Origin of the sequence: Collinsella aerofaciens (assembly GCF_902501475.1) — a bacterium.
GTDB lineage: Bacteria > Actinomycetota > Coriobacteriia > Coriobacteriales > Coriobacteriaceae > Collinsella > Collinsella aerofaciens_AL.
Genome location: NZ_CABWIF010000058.1, coordinates 39,817 through 56,036, shown reverse-complemented (window position 1 = coordinate 56,036; position 16,220 = coordinate 39,817). Strand labels below are relative to the sequence as shown.

The following is a 16,220-nucleotide window of genomic DNA, read 5'->3' as shown; positions in this document are numbered from 1 at the left end:
GGAGAGACAGTGGACGAGGAAGCAAGCATCATCCTGGGGGATGCCATCGCCTTTTGCCAGCGCGACGGCCAAGATGCACGCCTCATCAACATGCTGGGGCAATCGCGGGCCATAAGCCTGACCGAAGATACGCTCACGATCGAGGCCCCCTCGCGCTTTGCCATCGCGCAGCTCAAAAAGCATCAGCCGACTATTGAGGCCTATCTGGAAGAAATCGCCTTTGCACCGATCGCGCTCGACATCGTGGCACCGCAAGGCGCCGCAACGGAATCCGCTGCCGCGACGGCGCCCGCCACGGCTCCCGCCGCTTCCCCGGCGGCACCGACCTCCGCAGGCGACGTGCCGACAATCGAGCACCAGCACAGCGATGTTTCCCGTGAAACCATGGCACCGTTGCCGACCGCGGCGGCGACGTCAACGAACGCACCCGTCACGCACATGCCTATCGCTCACGACGCAGCGGCGGGCGCGGATTCGGGCATTGCAATCAAGAACACGCTCTCGGCCGATGATTTTCGTCGCATGATGAACCAGATGAAGGGCGGAGCGCCGACTAAATCCACGCAAGCTGCGACCCCCGCTTCACCCATACCGGCGCCGACCGTGCCGGCCGAGCAGAATACGGATGGAGCCCCGCTCGCCGCGAACTCAAAATTTACCTTTGAGAACTTTGTCTACGGCCCCGAAAACAGCCATGCCTATCGCTCGGCACTCAAGTTTGCCGCCCTCGCGGACGAGCGCGGCACATGCACATCACTGTTCATCTACGGCAAATCGGGCCTGGGCAAGACGCACCTGCTGCTTGCCATCAAAAACGAGCTCGCCGAGAAGTCGCCCGAGATCAAGGTCAAGTATGCCAACTCCCAGGCATATCTGGACGACCTGATGACCGAGTTCGACCGCCAAAAGAAGAGCAACGCCCCCATCATGCAGGCGTACCACGGCGTGGACGTGCTCATCATCGATGACATCCAAAACATCATCGGCAAGCGCGCGAGCGTGGACTACTTTTTCCAGCTCATGGACGAGTTCATCCGCAACAACAAGAAGGTCGTCATCGCGGCAGACCGTGCCCCCAAGGACCTGAGCATGGACGAGCGTCTGACCAGCCGCTTCAACGCCGGCATGCTCTGCCTGGTCGCAGAGCCCAGCTACGAGATGAAATACAAGATCTTGCAGCGCTATTACGAGAACACCATCGTCGCCGCTCCCGAGGCAGGCGACGACTCGCTGCTGGCGGCCTATGGGGGCGACGGCGGACACCTGACCGACGAGCACTTTAAACACATGGCCGAGGTCTCGGGCACCAACATCCGCGAACTCGAGAGCTTTTGCGAGCGCTGCGCCGGCGAGGCGGGCGACCGCGAGCGCGAGGGCGGGGAGCTCACCTTTGACGATATCGACGCCATCGCCAGCCAGTACTTCGACACATCGGCCAAAAAGATCAACGTCCAGACGGTTCAGTCCGTCATCGAAGAGCAGTACGGCGTGACGCACGAGGAGCTCATCGGCCCGCGTCGCAACGCCAATATCGCCAAAGCACGCCATATCGCTATCTACCTGGCCATCGAGATGTGCGAGATGACGACCACGGCGGTGGGCGCCGAATTTGGCAACCGCAACCACTCGACCGTCAGCACGAGCTACAAAAAGGTCCAGAAGATGATCCAGGAAGACCGTACCGTCACCGAAGACCTCAAATCGCTGCGCGATAAAATTACACTGCGCTCGTAGGGAAATAGAGACACCTGTTGAAAACTTGTCGAAACCATGGGCATAAGGTGTCTAAAACCCAACCCGCGGTGGTGAAAAGTTTTGCGCAGGTTTTGAACGTGGAAAACCACCCCCGTTGCACACAGGTTGCTGTCGATTCTCTTTCTGGGTCTGACCTGCGTCTTTGGGAGTAATCAACAGTTTCGTCAGTGCTATTACTATTATTAAGATATTTATATCTAAAGAAAGGTATTAAAAGATGAAGTTCACCGTCAGCCAGAGCTCGCTTACACAAGCCATCGGCGTCGTTATGAAGGGTGTCGCTTCGGCGTCCACCCTTCCCATCCTGTCGGGCGTGCTCGTCAAGGCGCAAGACGGCATCTTGGAATTCCAGACCTCTAACTACACCATCTCGATCCGTCATCGCATCGCGGCACATGTCGAAGAAGGGGGCGAGATGGTTATCCCTTGTAAGATGCTCTCCAATATCACCAAGACCCTCCCCGATGCCCCGGTCACCTTTGAGCTGTCCGAGCGCCAGGTGCTGATTGGTTGTGAGAAGAGCTCTTTCCGCCTGAACACGCTCGATGCCAATGACTTCCCCGAGTTTCCGGCCTATGCCATCGAGAGCGCCGTGGAACTGCCGACCGATATCTTGTCCGAAATGGTCGGCCGCGTGTGGCGCGTCACCTCGACTGACAAGGCCCGCCCCATCCTGGGTGGCGTGCACATGAAGGTCGAGAACAACACCGTGCGCCTGGTGGCGACCGATTCCTTCCGCTTGGCCGTGTGCGATACGCAGGTCGAGACCTCAACCCTCGAGGGCTCCTTTGAACTCAACGTTCCGGCCGACGCCTTTAACGACGCGCTGAACATCATGGCCAGCCAGGCGACCATCATGATCGGGGCTACCGACACCCAGGTCGTCTTTGAGGCCGGCAACACCACCTACGTGTCGCGCCGCATCGAGGGCGTGTACCCCAACTACAAGCAGCTCATCCCCGATTCGTGCGTGACGAGCGTCAAGATCGACGTCGCCGCCTTTAACGCCGCCCTCAAGCGCGTGGCCGTTATCGCGAGCGCCAACCCCGCCGTCAAGTTCGAGATCGATGTCGAGAACGGGCAGATGGGCCTGTCCTCCATTTCCAATGACCAGGACCTTGCGCAGGAGACGATCGATGTCGAGGCCGAGGGCGAGTCGGGCACCATCGCCTTCAACTACCACTACATCTTTGGCTGCCTCAATGCCCTGTCCAAGGAGAAGGAGATCACGCTGGAGCTCAAGAGCTACTCGCAGGCGGGCATCTTCAAGTCCTACGACAAGATCAACTACCTGTACCTGGTCATGCCGGTCCGCATCTAGCAACTGCCCTATGACCATGTTCGCCCGCGATCTTTCCGTCGCGCACTACCGCAGCTTCGATAGCTATCGCCTTGCCCTGGACGAGGGCGTGACGATACTTGCGGGACCCAACGCGGCGGGAAAGACCAATCTCATAGAGGCGCTGCAGCTGCTGACGAGCGGCGCCTCGTTTAGGCATCCGACCGCAGCCGAGCTCGTCCATGACGGCGTGGGCTCGTGCAAGGTCGAGCTGAGGCTCGAGGGCGACGGCCGCGTGCTTGATATGGGATTGAGCGCGGAGGACGGTAAACGCTCGTTTAGCCGCAACGGCAAGAGATGCTCTGCCGCCGGTGTGCGCGGGGTTCTGCCGAGCGTGCTGTTTTGCCCCGACCATCTGGACATGGTTAAGCGAGGCGCCAGTGTGCGCCGCGCCGCCCTCGACGACTTTGGCATGCAACTGAGCGCACGCTATGCCGATCTTGCGAGCACCTATGGTCGCTGCGTGACCCAGCGTAACGCCTTGCTCAAGGAGGCCTGGTGCTGCCGCGAGATGCTCGGCGCGTGGAACGATTCGATTGCCCGCGCGGGCGCGGCTCTGCTCGTGCACCGGTTGGCCCTGCTCGACCGGCTGGCGGGCCATGTGCGTACTGCCTACGGGCAAGTGGCGTCCGGTGAAGCCGCCAACGTGTCCTATGCGTCCACGCTGGGGGATTTGCCCCAGGTCGATGATCGCGAAGAGCTGAAGGGCTGGGCGTACGAGCGCATGCTGGCTGCCCTTGATGAGCACGCCGACGAGGAAATTCGCCGCGGCGTGACGTTGGTGGGACCGCATCGCGACGAGATTGAGTTTGCTGTGGCGGGTCGCTCCGCCCGTTCATTTGCCAGCCAAGGTCAGCAGCGAACGTTGGTTCTGGCCTGGAAGGTGGCGGAGGTGGCCGTGGCTCGCGATGTCCTGGGCACCGCCCCACTGCTGCTTTTGGACGACGTGATGAGCGAACTCGACGACGAACGCCGCGGTGCTTTCCTGCGGCTGATCGGCGATGATATCCAGACGGTCATAACCACGACCAACCTGGGGTACTTTACCGATGACCTGCTTGATCGAGCCAAGGTGGTGAGCATGGGTGAGACGTGCTAATTACGAGCGCGAGAGCGAAACAGTCGCCTTCAGTGGCTTGTTGAACGCAGAGCGCCAGCGCATCCTGGCGGCTGCGACCCCTGAGCGCCGTGCGCAGATGGAGGCCGCCGAGGAGTCGCGCGCGGTCTATCGCGCGTGGAACGCGGTGTGCTCGGGCACGCGCGAGGGGCGGCATGTGACGGGCCTGCGCTACCTGCCCGAGTCCAATGAGCTGCTGGTATATCTCGACTCGCCCTCGTGGACGCAGGAAATGACGTTGTTGCGCGAGATCATCCGCGCGCGCATGGAGCGCGCCGGTGCGCATGTGGATGGCCTGGTGTTCAAAACCACCGCGCCCGGTCACACGCCGCCCGCCGCCAAGGAGCGCCTTCGCCCAGCGGCGACCGAGCGCCCGCCGGCCCCACACGCCGACCTCAGCGATGCCGAGCGCACCGAGATTGAGCGCCAAGTGGCGCCCATCGAAGACCAAAAACTGCGCGAGGCCCTCGAGAACGCCATGAGAGCCAGTGCCGAGTGGGCCAAGGGCGTGCAAAGCAAAAAAGAGCCTTAAATCGCATCTGGTGGCCTTGTAGAGCCAAATACCCTCGTTCCCGAGGGTATTTTTTTACGATAAACTAGTAAGGCTGTACACATTTTCTTGACTGAAGGAGGACGTGTGGCAAACGAAAACGATTACGATGGCGGCGAGATTAAGATTCTCGAAGGTCTCGAGGCCGTTCGTAAGCGCCCGGGCATGTATATCGGCTCGACGAGCGCCAGCGGTCTGCATCACCTGGTGTGGGAGATCGTTGACAACTCTGTCGACGAGGCCATGGCCGGTTTCTGCACCGAGATCCAGGTGACGGTCCACGCCGACAACTCCATCACGGTCGTCGACAACGGGCGCGGCATCCCCGTCGACGAGCACCCTGTTAAAAAGATCCCGACGCTCGAGGTCGTCATGACGATCTTGCACGCCGGCGGTAAGTTCGATAACTCGGCCTATAAGGTCTCGGGCGGCCTGCACGGCGTGGGCATCTCCGTCGTCAACGCACTGTCCAAGCGTGTGGTCGTTCAGGTTCGTCGCGATGGCAACACCTACGAGATGGAGTTCTCGCGCGGCAAGACCGTCAAGAAGATGGAGGTCGTGGGCACCTCGGATTCGACGGGCACCACCGTCACCTTCTGGCCCGACGACGAGATCTTCGAGACCTGCATCTACGATTTCGATACGCTGCATAACCGTCTGCAGGAGACGGCGTTCCTCAATAAGAACCTCAAAATCGTGCTGACCGACGAGCGCGAAGCGACTCCCCACGTGGAGGAGTTTTGCTACGAGGGCGGCATCATCGACTTCGTCAAGTTCCTCAACGAGGGCAAGGACGTCCCCGAGGCCTTTAAGGAGCCCATCTACATTGAGGGCAAATCGGACCCGGACGCGCCTGTGGCCAAGATGGGCGAGGTCGAGGTTTCCCTGCAGTGGAATAGCGGCTACGGCGAGAACGTCATGTCGTTTGCCAACGACATCTACACCCCCGAAGGCGGCATGCACCTTGAGGGCTTCCGTACCGCGCTCACCCGCGTGATCAACGATTACGCGCGCAAGCAGAACCTGCTCAAGGAAAAAGACGCCAACCTGACCGGCGACGATGTGCGCGAGGGCCTTTCGGCCGTTATCTCGGTCAAGCTGCCCGATCCGCAGTTTGAGGGCCAGACCAAGGCAAAGCTCGGCAGCTCCTATATGCGAGCGCTCACGCTCAAGATTGTGACCGACGGCCTTGTCGATTACCTCGAGGAGCATCCCAAGCCCGCTCGCGAGATCGTCAAGAAGGCGCAACAGGCCTGCAAGGCGCGCAATGCCGCCCGCAAGGCGCGCGAGGCGACCCGCCGCAAGAGCCTGCTCGAGACGGCGTCCCTGCCCGGTAAGCTCGCTGACTGCTCGGTGCGCGATGCCGAGCTGACCGAGCTCTTCATCGTAGAGGGCGACTCGGCAGGCGGTTCGGCCAAGGACGGCCGTCGCCGAGACATCCAGGCGATTCTGCCCCTGCGCGGCAAGATTTTGAACGTCGAACGCGTTGGTGACCATCGCGCGTTCTCGAGTGACACCATTCAGTCGCTGATTACCGCGATCGGCTGCGGCGTCACGACGAGTGCCGGCGACGGCGGCGACTTCGATATCACCAAGGCGCGCTACCACAAGATCATCATCATGACCGATGCAGACGTCGACGGTGCGCATATCCGCATCCTGCTGCTGACGTTCTTCTACAAGTACATGCGTCCGCTGATCGATGCCGGCTACGTCTATGTTGCCTGCCCGCCCATCTTTGGCATTAAGGTGCGCAACAAGATCCACTACGTGTATCCCAACGGCCGCCAGCCCGAAGACGAGATCCTGCGCGACACCATCCAGAGTCTGGGCCTGAACCCCGACGATAACGACGAGGACGGCAAGGCCAAGGACGGCAAGATTACCAAAAAGCGCAAGGGCTATACCGTCCAGCGCTACAAGGGCCTGGGCGAGATGGACCCCAAGCAGCTTGCCTCGACGACGATGGACCCCAAGACCCGCATTCTGCAGCGCGTGTCGATCGAGGACGCCGTGGTGGCGGACCGCGCCGTGCGCGAGCTGATGGGTTCCGAGGTCGGCTATCGCCGCGAGTACATCGAGAAGCATGCACATGATGCACGATTCCTTGACGCTTAAGAGGAGGTAACGTGGCAGACGATATCAACAATAACGAGGGTATGGACGAGGCCGGCGATGCCGGTATGCCCGATGATCTGAAGCGCCTGCTTGCCCGTGCTGAGCAGGGCGAGGACGGCGATCCGGACGCCTATAACCCCGATGCCGATGATGATGAGGAGGAAGACGACGACGCCGAGCTCGAGGAGAGCTTTGGCGAAGTCGATCGCGGCGCCTCGGCCGGCGAGGATATCAACGGCGGCCAGCTCCAGATTTCGGAGTTCGGTCGCGAGATGAAGCAGTCGTTCATCGAGTATTCGATGTCGGTTATCACGGCGCGCGCCCTGCCGGACGTGCGTGACGGCTTAAAGCCGGTGCACCGCCGCATCCTGTACGCGATGAACGAGAGCGGCATCTACCCCAACCGCCCGCACAAAAAGTCGGCCTGGACGGTCGGCGAAGTTATCGGTAAGTACCACCCGCACGGTGACTCTGCGGTCTACGAGGCCATGGTCCGCCTGGCGCAGTGGTTCTCCATGCGCACGCCGCTCATCGACGGTCACGGCAACTTCGGCAACATCGATGGCGACGGCGCGGCGGCCATGCGTTACACCGAGAGCCGCCTAGCCAAGCCCGCCATGGAACTGCTGCGTGACTTGCAGAAGGATACCGTCGACTGGCAGCCCAACTACGACGAATCGCTCGCCGAGCCCGTGGCACTGCCTGCGCGCTTCCCCAACCTGCTGGTCAACGGCAGCCAGGGCATCGCCGTCGGCATGGCCACCAACATCGCCCCGCATAACCTCACCGAGGCGATTGAGGCCACCTGCTACCTGATCGACAACCCCGACGCCACCGTCGACGAGCTCATGCAGATCATGCCAGGTCCGGACTTCCCCACCGGCGCCATAATCATGGGCAGCGCCGGCATTAAGCAGAGCTACGAGACCGGCCGCGGCTCCATTACCGTGCGTGCCAAGGCGCATGTGGAGTCCACCAAGACCGGCCGCAGCCGCCTGGTCTTTACCGAGATTCCCTACATGGTCAACAAAGGCACCCTGCAGGAGAAGATCGCCCAGCTCGTCAACGATAAGCGCATCGAGGGCATCTCGGATATGCGCGATGAGTCCAACCAGAAGGGCATCCGTCTGGTCATCGAGCTCAAGAAGGGCGTCATTCCGCAGGTCGTGCTCAACAACCTGTATAAGTACACCTCGCTGCAGACGACCTTTGGCGCCAACAACCTGGCGCTCGTCAACGGCGTTCCCAAATGCCTGAGCCTGCGCGAGATGCTGCAGCACTACATCGACCACCAGGTCGACGTCGTCACCCGCCGCACCCGCTTCGACCTTAAGAAGGCCCAGGCCCGCGCGCATATCCTTGAGGGCTACCTGATGGCCCTCGACCATATCGACGAGGTCATTAGCATCATCCGCTCCTCGCAGACCGACTCCGAGGCCAGCAGCCGCCTGATCGAGCGCTTTGGCTTTACGCCCGAGCAGACCACGGCCATTCTCGAGATGAAGTTGCGCCGCCTGACCGGCCTGGAGCGCGACAAAATCCAGGAAGAGCTGGACGGTCTGCGCCGCGCCATCGCCTACTACGAGGACCTGCTGGCGCACGAGGAGAAGATCCTGGGCGTCATCAAGGAAGAGATGCGCGAGATCTCCAAGAAGTTCGGCGATAAGCGCCGCACCGAGATCAGCCAGGTTGAGAAGGACCTGGATGTCGAGGACCTCATCGCCGACGAGGATATGGTCGTGACCATCACCCACACCGGCTACGTTAAACGCATCCCGGTGGCTGCCTACCGTGCCCAGAAGCGCGGCGGCAAGGGCGTGTCGGGCGTCAACCTCAAAGAGGACGATGTCATCGATGAGATGTTCATCGCGTCCACGCACGAGTACGTGCTGTTCTTCTCGAGCAAGGGCAAGGTCTATCGCCTGAAGGTGCACGAGCTGCCGGTAGGTACGCGCCAGGCACGCGGTACCGCGATCGTCAACTTGCTGCCTTTCGAGGAGGGCGAGAAGATCGCGAGCGTCATCAGCTGCCGCGAGTTCCCGGCCGACGAGTACCTGATGTTTGCCACCAAGAGCGGCATGGTCAAGAAGACCGTGATGAGCGCATATGATCGCAGCCGTCGCGACGGCCTGATCGCTATCAACCTGCGTGACGACGACGCGCTGCTGAACGTGCGCCGCGTGCGCGAGGGCGACAAGATTATCCTAGCCACCACCGCGGGCAAGGCGATCATGTTCTCCGAGGAGCAGGTGCGCGCTACCGGCCGCGACACCAGCGGCGTTCGCGGTATCGGCATGAAGGACGGCGTGAGCGTTCTGGGCATGGAAGTCACTAACGGCAACGGCGATCTGTTCGTCATCACCGAGCGCGGCTACGGCAAGCGCACACCGATTGCGGACTACCCGGAGCAGAATCGCGGCGGCCAGGGCGTCTACACCATCCAAATGACCGAGCGCAAGGGCAACCTCGCGGCCATGAAGACGGTGGGCCCGCAGCACGAGCTGTTCATCGTGACGGAGGGCGCGACGGTCATTCGCGTCAAGACCGACGAGATCAGCCAGACCGGCCGCGCCACCCAGGGCGTCAAGATGATGACCGTCGACGACAACGACCGCGTATGCGCTGTCGCCCGCATGACGGCAGCCAAGGAAAAGCCCGAAGGCGAAGCCACAGAAAACGGCTCTGCTTCCGAAGAAACCCCTGTCGATCTAGGCGACGGCAACGACATGCCAGAAGATCTCCTAGACGAGTAAGAGGCCCTAGCTGGTAGAAAATATCAGACCCCATATATCGGCGGTCGGCGCACTGCGCGCCGACCGCTTTTTTGAAAACCTTGGGACCCCATGGTCGCTGGGCTGGCGAGGTGGTTTTGGTTTGTCGCGAGTTCCGCACGCAAAGAAGGCCACTTAATGTGGCCTTCGTCTTGCGCAGGACTGTCCGAGCAGCAAACCAAAACCATCTCGCCAGCCCAGCGACCACCCCTCCCAAAGATTTTCAAAAAAGTTGTTGACGCGCGCGTAACGACTCGTCTAATATATCCCTTGCGCGATGGACCTGTAGCTCAGTTGGTTAGAGCGTCCGGCTGATAACCGGGAGGTCACAAGTTCGAATCTTGTCAGGTCCACCACTTTCTTTCGCAATAAACACCCCAGCGAGAGCCGAGTCGCCGCTGGGGTGTTTATTACTGTCTCCGTGGGGGTTTAGCTCAGCTGGGAGAGCGCGGGCTTTGCAAGCCTGAGGTCAGGGGTTCGATCCCCCTAACCTCCACCATGATGGACCTGTAGCTCAGTTGGTTAGAGCGTCCGGCTGATAACCGGGAGGTCACAAGTTCGAATCTTGTCAGGTCCACCATCAAAACTGTGAAGAGCCCTGGGGCGTTGCCTCGGGGCTTTTTTCTTGTCTGCGATAAATCTCATTTTGGTTTTGTGTGCTGTGCGAAAGATTGGGTAGTATAGCTATTCAATGCGGCGACCTTGCCGCGTGTTAACCGCTACGTACCGGAGGTGTTCCATGGTTCGTGTCGACATAGAGACCATCGTCATGGCCGCCGGTCCCGTGCCATCGCTTATCGTGCTTCGCGAGCGCTGCAGCAAATCGGACTCGCCCGCGCCACTGCGTTCCCTTTCCATTCAAACTGGTTCGTTTGAAGCCGCTGCCATCAGCCGCGGCATCGATAGCGGCCGCGCCGAGCGCCCGATTACCCATGACCTGTTGCTCGATACTGTTGGCGCCCTGGGTGCCAAGCTCGAACGCATCGAAATCGTTCGCGCCGAGCCGCCCGTGTTTTACGCGACGGTTGTCGTGTTGGCCGATGGCAACGAGCATAAGATCGATGCGCGTCCCAGTGATGCCATTGCCCTTGCCGTGCGCAGCAATGCCCCCATGTTTGTGGAGGACGACATCATGAATCGCCTGGGCACCGTTTCTGCCCATGCCGAGGAAGTTGACGACGAGCGGGAGTTCGAGAAGTTCGACGAGTTCGTCCATACGCTCTCCCCCGATGACTTCTAAATGTGGGGCGGCCAGGCTGCGGAGCGTTCGCTGATGGCCGGCGGTATGTCGGCTGAGGCGGCGGCCATTGCGCGCGAGGCCCAGATGCGCTCGGAGGCTTCTGAGGCGGCTCGCATTGCCTATGTGACGCAGGCCCGCACGCTTCGCGAACGCCGCGGCTCGTTTATCAAGATGGTTGTCGTCTCCGCCCTTGTCGCGGCAATCTGCTCGCGCCTTCGTGGTACAGTTGGTGCGCTTGGGTTTTCGATCTCTACGGGCCTCGTGATCTGGGGTGTGGTCGATGCGGTCATGCTGACCAGTCAGATCAAGGTGCTCGACAAGCGCGCGATGGATATGATGCGCACCCGCGACGCTGCCGCTAAGATTGCCGCCGAGGCACAAGAACTGTAACGACGCCAGACTCGATGGGAAGGTCTAAAGATGGCACAGGATATGCAGGACGCCGGTAACGTCTCCGCCGAGCTCGACGCCATGGTGTGTGACCTGATTGGTGCGTTCTTGGACGACCTTGCCGCCGGCGAGAATCCGGGCGTAGTTGTGGCGATTGAGGACGCTGCTTCCAACCGATATCTGGCGGCGCTCGACGAGGACGGCGAAGAGGCGTGCCTGGAGGCGGCCACCAACTTTATTTCCGAGCACAAGATGGGTCTTAAGGACGAGGGCCTGGGCCGTATCGCCCGCTATGCCATCGGCTACACCGGCTGCGTCGAGATTGACGGCGGCTATCACGATGCTCTGCTCGTGAGCTTCTTCGAAACCACGCTCGAGAGTGGTTTTTCGGCATATGTGCTGTATGAGGGCATGGGCGCCGGCGATGGTTTTATGTGGAGCGACCCTGAACCTGCAGGTGAGGAAACCCCTCTCATCTAAAATCGCTAAAATAAACGAGTTTTCGGTAAAAGGCTCAATATTCCCGCTGAGCGTTGCATCGCTGGGCGGGTCGCATACGCGTGCCGTTTGTATATGGATAGAAGATAGGGGAACTACATGCGCGTAGACAATCTGAGGAACATCGCCATCATCGCCCACGTCGACCACGGCAAGACGACGATGGTCGATAAGCTCCTGCGTGCCACGGACGCCTTCCGTGCCAACCAGCAGGTCGAGGACCGCGTCCTGGATTCCAACGACCAGGAGCGCGAGCGCGGCATTACGATTCTCGCCAAGAACATTTCTATCGAGTACAAGGACGTTAAGATCAACGTCATCGACACCCCGGGCCACGCCGACTTTGGCGGCGAGGTCGAGCGCGTGCTGCGTATGGCCGACGGCGCCCTGCTGCTGGTCGACGCCTTTGAGGGCCCCATGCCCCAGACCCGCTTCGTGCTGCGTCACGCTATCGACACCGGCCTTAAGATTATGATCGTCATCAACAAGATCGATCGTCCGGGTGCTAACCCCGAGAAGGCCTACAACGACTGCCTCGACCTTATGGCCGACCTGGGCGCCACCGACGACCAGCTTGAGTTCGCCATGGAGCACGTGGTCTACGCCAGCGCCATGAACGGCTTTGCCCGTCTTGACCCCAACGACGGCAACATGGACATGTATCCGCTGCTCGATATGATCATCGACGACATGCCCGCGCCCGAGGTTGACGAGAACGCCCCGCTGGCCATGCAGTGCGTGACCATCGACCACTCCAACTTCGTCGGCCGCATCGGTATCGGTCGCGTGTACTCCGGCGCCATTCACCAGGGCGACCAGATCCTGGTTGTGAAGAACGACGGCTCCAGCGCCACCGCTACCGTCAAGCAGCTCTTTACCTTCGACTACCTGGGCCGCACCGAGTGCCAGGAAGTCGGCGCCGGCGATATCGCCGCTGTCGTGGGTATTGAACGCACCGATATCGGCGATGTCTACACCGACCCCGAGAACCCCGTCGAGCTCGAGCCCATCGAGATTGACCCGCCGACCCTGTCCATCGTCTTTGAGGCTTCGACCTCCCCGCTCGTCGGTCGCGACGGCGACATCGTGGGCGCCCGTCAGCTCAAGGAGCGCCTGTTCAACGAGGCCGAGAACAACGTGACCATGAAGATCGAGGAGCTCGAGGACAAGAGCGGCGTCGAGGTCTCTGGCCGCGGCATCCTGCACCTGTCCGTCCTGATGGAGTCCATGCGCCGCGAGGGCTTTGAGTTCCAGGTCGGCCGTCCCCGCGTTCTGTTTAAGAAGGACGAGAACGGCAACAAGATGGAGCCTGTCGAGCAGGCCGTCGTCGAGTGCCCGGACGAGTACTCGGGCAAGGTCGTTGAGGTCTTCGGTACCTCCGGCGGCATCATGACGAGTATGGACACCTCGGGCATCGTGACGCACCTCGAGTTCAAAATCCCGACGCGCGGCATCATGGGTCTTAAGAACCGCATCATGAACGTCACCCACGGCGAGGGCGTGTTCTACCACACCTTCCTGGAGTATGGTCCCTATGCCGGCGAGATCGGCAACCGTCAGAACGGCGCCATGATTTCTATGACCACCGAGAAGGCCGTCGCCTACGCTCTGGGCACGCTGCAGGAGCGCGGCCAGCTGTTCGTTGAGCCGGGCACCGAGTGCTATGAGGGCATGATCGTGGGCGAGCGCAGCAAGGCTGGCGACATGGTCGTCAACATCGCCCGTACCAAGAACCTGGGCAACCAGCGTTCCTCGACCTCCGATATCTCCGTCCAGCTGGTGCCGCCTCGCACCTTCTCGCTGGAGGAGGCGCTGGAGTATATCGCCGACGACGAGCTGGTCGAGATCACTCCCAAGAACATCCGCCTGCGCAAGCGTCTGCTCAACGCCACCGACCGCAAGAAGGCTGCCGTCCGCGCCGGCCAGGTCAACAAATAAGCGTTGGGGCTTATAACCGCCAATAAGAAAGGGCGTCGACCGCAATGGTCGGCGCCCTTTTTGGTGCAAGGGGACAGGTTACTTTGCACCACGGTGGAGGAGGTTATCCCCCGAGCGGCTTTCCAGCCAAAGTAAAGTTGTTTAAACATATACATAATTCCACAGGATATAACCGCTTTGATACAAAACCGTTAACAGATAAATATCAACTGGTATTACATTAAAAGACGTCTTTACCAGCGGTTTACATGACTGTTATCTATATTGTATTTTATGCATTGTGGCATAGACGAACCGTCTTAGAAGGTGCTCCCCAATGGGTTCTTGCAATGCGCTAGGTAGGTTCTCGTTGATGTTGGGGCTTGTGTTCGATCCGACGATTCGCCGTATTCCACACTGTGTTGTAGGAATTAGGGGACAACTATGGACGTACACCGCTCACGGTCGCTGGGTATGGCGGCTCTGATTTTCATTTTGATTTGCCTCACCGCCGCAGTGTTTTACGGTGCGGCCCCCGTGCGCGCCGATGACGTTGCGAAGCCCGATCCGATTGCGATCGATGGGGATACGGCGACGGTTGATGTCAGGCTGTATACCGATGAGCACCATACTCAAAAGCTCGAGGATCCCGTAACGTCCACTTCGACGCTCTATGGAGCTTTCTCGGCACAATTCAAAGGCGGCAAGGCGCCTACGCCCGAGAAGAACATCGCTGTCTATAAGCTGCCCGACACCATTGTCGTTGACGACAACGACGGCGGCGACCTCATGGAGGGTTCGGAAGCCACTGCCGCCAAGGCTGGCACGTGGAAGATTAAGGACAATAAGGTCATCTTTGCGTTTGACAAAAACTGGCTTGCGTCAAACCCTGCGGAGATTTATGTCGGAGCCAATTTGTCGTTCGAGCTTGCAGACAAGGACACCAGCTCAGGCGGCAACGCATCTGTCGTGTTCCCTGGTGTGGGAACGATCAAAATCCCTATCAAGGACGGCAAAGTCACGGGGACGAAGTCGGGGACCTTCTCCCAGGGCGCAGATGGCGTGGCCAAGGTTACCTGGACTGTTACGCTTACCGTAGAGTCGTATGCTACGGACGTTAGCTTCACTGATACGCTGGGCGACAACTTCGACTTTGTGAACGACAGTTTCAAGCTCGACGGCAAGAAGCTTGACTCCCAGCCGATGATCGACGGCCAGGTCGTAACCCTCGACAGCCTGGGCAACCTTTCCCGGGGCAACCACACGATCACGTACGATACGGTGCTGAAGAGCGGCGTTGCCGCGAACGGCGGCGATTTGATCAAAGCTGAGAATACGGCAACGTGGAATTGGGCTGGCTCAAGCGACGGCGATAACAGAACAGCTACGGCTGAGCCTGTTACATTCGGCTATGACATGATCAAGAAGTCCAATGGCTCAGGCACGCCGTCGGACATCAAGTGGACGGTCAAGCTCAACCAAGGCAAGCTCAAGGCCGACATGAGCGGATACATGTTCACCGATAATCTGGACGGAAAACAGACGTATACGGGCAACTTTGCGGTTTACAAAGGCGACTCGGAGGCGAGCGGAGTCAAGATTTGTGAAAGAAAACTTGAACCTAAGGATAATTTCTTTTCCTATACGTTCCCGAACAACCTTGAGGATAAGTACGCCACCTACTGCATCGTTTATCACACCAAGATGAACGATACGAGCTCGTACGACACCGTGCGCAACAGCGCGACCATCGAGCGCAAAGGTTCCGTTTCCGGTACGGATGATGGCAGTTTCACGCCGCAGCTGACGGGTGTTGTGCCGATCACCAAGAGGCTCGTGAGATACGATGAGGCGGCGACGACGGGCAGGGCGACGTGGGAGACGAAGGTCGCGCTGAAGGCGATCGTCAATGCGGCCCATCCAGGCGAGGTGACGGTGAAGGACACGTTTCAGTCGGCATGGTCGCAGAAACTTGGTGTCGACGAAAGCTCCATTACCATTAAAATCGGCAATACCGAGCTGGTTCCGGGCACCGACTGGAGACCAACGACCAGCTATCCGGGTAATGAAACAAAGAAAAACTACGACCTCAAGATCATCGTTACCGACAACGTGAAAGCCGCTCTCGAGAACGAGGACTACGCCGTTATCACCTACGACACTACATCAGAAGCGCTGTCGGGCTGGTACTCAAACTTCGCAGCGGTCGAAGCACCGGGCCTGAGACTACAGTGGCCGTTCACCGAACCCATCAAGTACGTTGTCAACCGAGAAACGATGCCCGCGGTCGAGAAGCCGGAAGCGGAGTCGAAGGTGTCTTGGGTTGAGAACTTCGATTGGCATACCGTTGACGGCTCGGATGAGAAGGGCGCCTGGATCGTCGACTGGACGGTGTATGCAACCGCCAAAAGGGTAATAAGGGCGCAAATGGCGAGTTCGAATACTATGGAGCTGGAAAGCTGGGCGGGAAACCGCTGAATATCGTTGATAGCCTTCCGGATGGTATGAGCTATGTTGCGAATTCC

At 59.7% G+C, this 16,220-nt stretch carries 11 protein-coding genes and 3 tRNA genes; all 14 read left to right on the top strand.

Going from position 1 to position 16,220, the window contains the following annotated elements; genetic code table 11:
- Window positions 1–9: 9 nt before the first annotated feature.
- Window positions 10–1,734 carry a DnaA ATPase domain-containing protein gene (locus tag GDJ93_RS09430; protein ID WP_152068595.1) on the top strand — a complete coding sequence of 575 codons (1,725 nt, stop codon included), beginning with the start codon at window positions 10–12 and terminating at the stop codon, window positions 1,732–1,734.
- Between the two features lie 238 nt (window positions 1,735–1,972).
- On the top strand, window positions 1,973–3,076 hold the full coding sequence (gene dnaN, locus GDJ93_RS09425; protein WP_152068594.1) for a DNA polymerase III subunit beta: 1,104 nt from the start codon (window positions 1,973–1,975) through the stop codon (window positions 3,074–3,076).
- A 10-nt stretch (window positions 3,077–3,086) separates the two neighbouring features.
- On the top strand, window positions 3,087–4,193 hold the full coding sequence (gene recF, locus GDJ93_RS09420; protein WP_152068593.1) for a DNA replication/repair protein RecF: 1,107 nt from the start codon (window positions 3,087–3,089) through the stop codon (window positions 4,191–4,193).
- A complete protein-coding gene (locus tag GDJ93_RS09415; protein ID WP_152068592.1) occupies window positions 4,180–4,743 on the top strand; it encodes a DciA family protein in 564 nt (187 codons plus the stop codon). Before recF ends, GDJ93_RS09415 begins: the two co-directional genes overlap by 14 nt.
- Window positions 4,744–4,848: 105 nt before the next feature.
- Window positions 4,849–6,879, top strand: coding sequence for a DNA topoisomerase (ATP-hydrolyzing) subunit B (gyrB, locus tag GDJ93_RS09410; RefSeq protein ID WP_040360015.1), 2,031 nt, complete (start codon window positions 4,849–4,851; stop codon window positions 6,877–6,879).
- A gap of 41 nt (window positions 6,880–6,920) precedes the next feature.
- Window positions 6,921–9,632: a DNA gyrase subunit A gene (gene gyrA / locus GDJ93_RS09405; RefSeq protein WP_152068612.1), complete on the top strand. Its 2,712-nt coding sequence runs from the start codon at window positions 6,921–6,923 to the stop codon at window positions 9,630–9,632.
- Between the two features lie 297 nt (window positions 9,633–9,929).
- Window positions 9,930–10,006, top strand: a tRNA-Ile gene (locus tag GDJ93_RS09400).
- 67 nt (window positions 10,007–10,073) lie between these two features.
- Window positions 10,074–10,149 (top strand) — tRNA-Ala (locus GDJ93_RS09395).
- A 4-nt stretch (window positions 10,150–10,153) separates the two neighbouring features.
- Window positions 10,154–10,230 (top strand) — tRNA-Ile (locus GDJ93_RS09390).
- Window positions 10,231–10,389: 159 nt separating this feature from the next.
- A complete protein-coding gene (locus GDJ93_RS09385; RefSeq protein WP_138374279.1) occupies window positions 10,390–10,890 on the top strand; it encodes a bifunctional nuclease family protein in 501 nt (166 codons plus the stop codon).
- A 33-nt stretch (window positions 10,891–10,923) separates the two neighbouring features.
- Window positions 10,924–11,280, top strand: coding sequence for a hypothetical protein (locus tag GDJ93_RS09380; RefSeq protein ID WP_138374280.1), 357 nt, complete (start codon window positions 10,924–10,926; stop codon window positions 11,278–11,280).
- Window positions 11,281–11,310: 30 nt separating this feature from the next.
- Complete coding sequence (locus GDJ93_RS09375) at window positions 11,311–11,760, top strand: hypothetical protein (protein ID WP_089572580.1); 450 nt, start codon at window positions 11,311–11,313, stop codon at window positions 11,758–11,760.
- Window positions 11,761–11,877: 117 nt separating this feature from the next.
- Window positions 11,878–13,716 carry a translational GTPase TypA gene (typA, locus tag GDJ93_RS09370; protein WP_152068591.1) on the top strand — a complete coding sequence of 613 codons (1,839 nt, stop codon included), beginning with the start codon at window positions 11,878–11,880 and terminating at the stop codon, window positions 13,714–13,716.
- Between the two features lie 423 nt (window positions 13,717–14,139).
- The gene (locus GDJ93_RS09365) at window positions 14,140–16,173 is read left to right on the top strand and encodes an isopeptide-forming domain-containing fimbrial protein (protein WP_152068590.1); all 2,034 of its coding nucleotides are present in this window, start codon (window positions 14,140–14,142) and stop codon (window positions 16,171–16,173) included.
- Window positions 16,174–16,220: the final 47 nt, after the last annotated feature.

Coding starts and splice junctions, on each gene's coding strand:
- dnaN (WP_152068594.1), top strand. CDS start 1,973: ATGAAGTTCACCGTCAGCCAGAGCTCGCTTACACAAGCCATCGGCGTC.
- recF (WP_152068593.1), top strand. CDS start 3,087: ATGACCATGTTCGCCCGCGATCTTTCCGTCGCGCACTACCGCAGCTTC.
- gyrA (WP_152068612.1), top strand. CDS start 6,921: ATGGACGAGGCCGGCGATGCCGGTATGCCCGATGATCTGAAGCGCCTG.
- GDJ93_RS09385 (WP_138374279.1), top strand. CDS start 10,390: ATGGTTCGTGTCGACATAGAGACCATCGTCATGGCCGCCGGTCCCGTG.
- GDJ93_RS09380 (WP_138374280.1), top strand. CDS start 10,924: ATGGCCGGCGGTATGTCGGCTGAGGCGGCGGCCATTGCGCGCGAGGCC.
- GDJ93_RS09375 (WP_089572580.1), top strand. CDS start 11,311: ATGGCACAGGATATGCAGGACGCCGGTAACGTCTCCGCCGAGCTCGAC.
- typA (WP_152068591.1), top strand. CDS start 11,878: ATGCGCGTAGACAATCTGAGGAACATCGCCATCATCGCCCACGTCGAC.
- GDJ93_RS09365 (WP_152068590.1), top strand. CDS start 14,140: ATGGACGTACACCGCTCACGGTCGCTGGGTATGGCGGCTCTGATTTTC.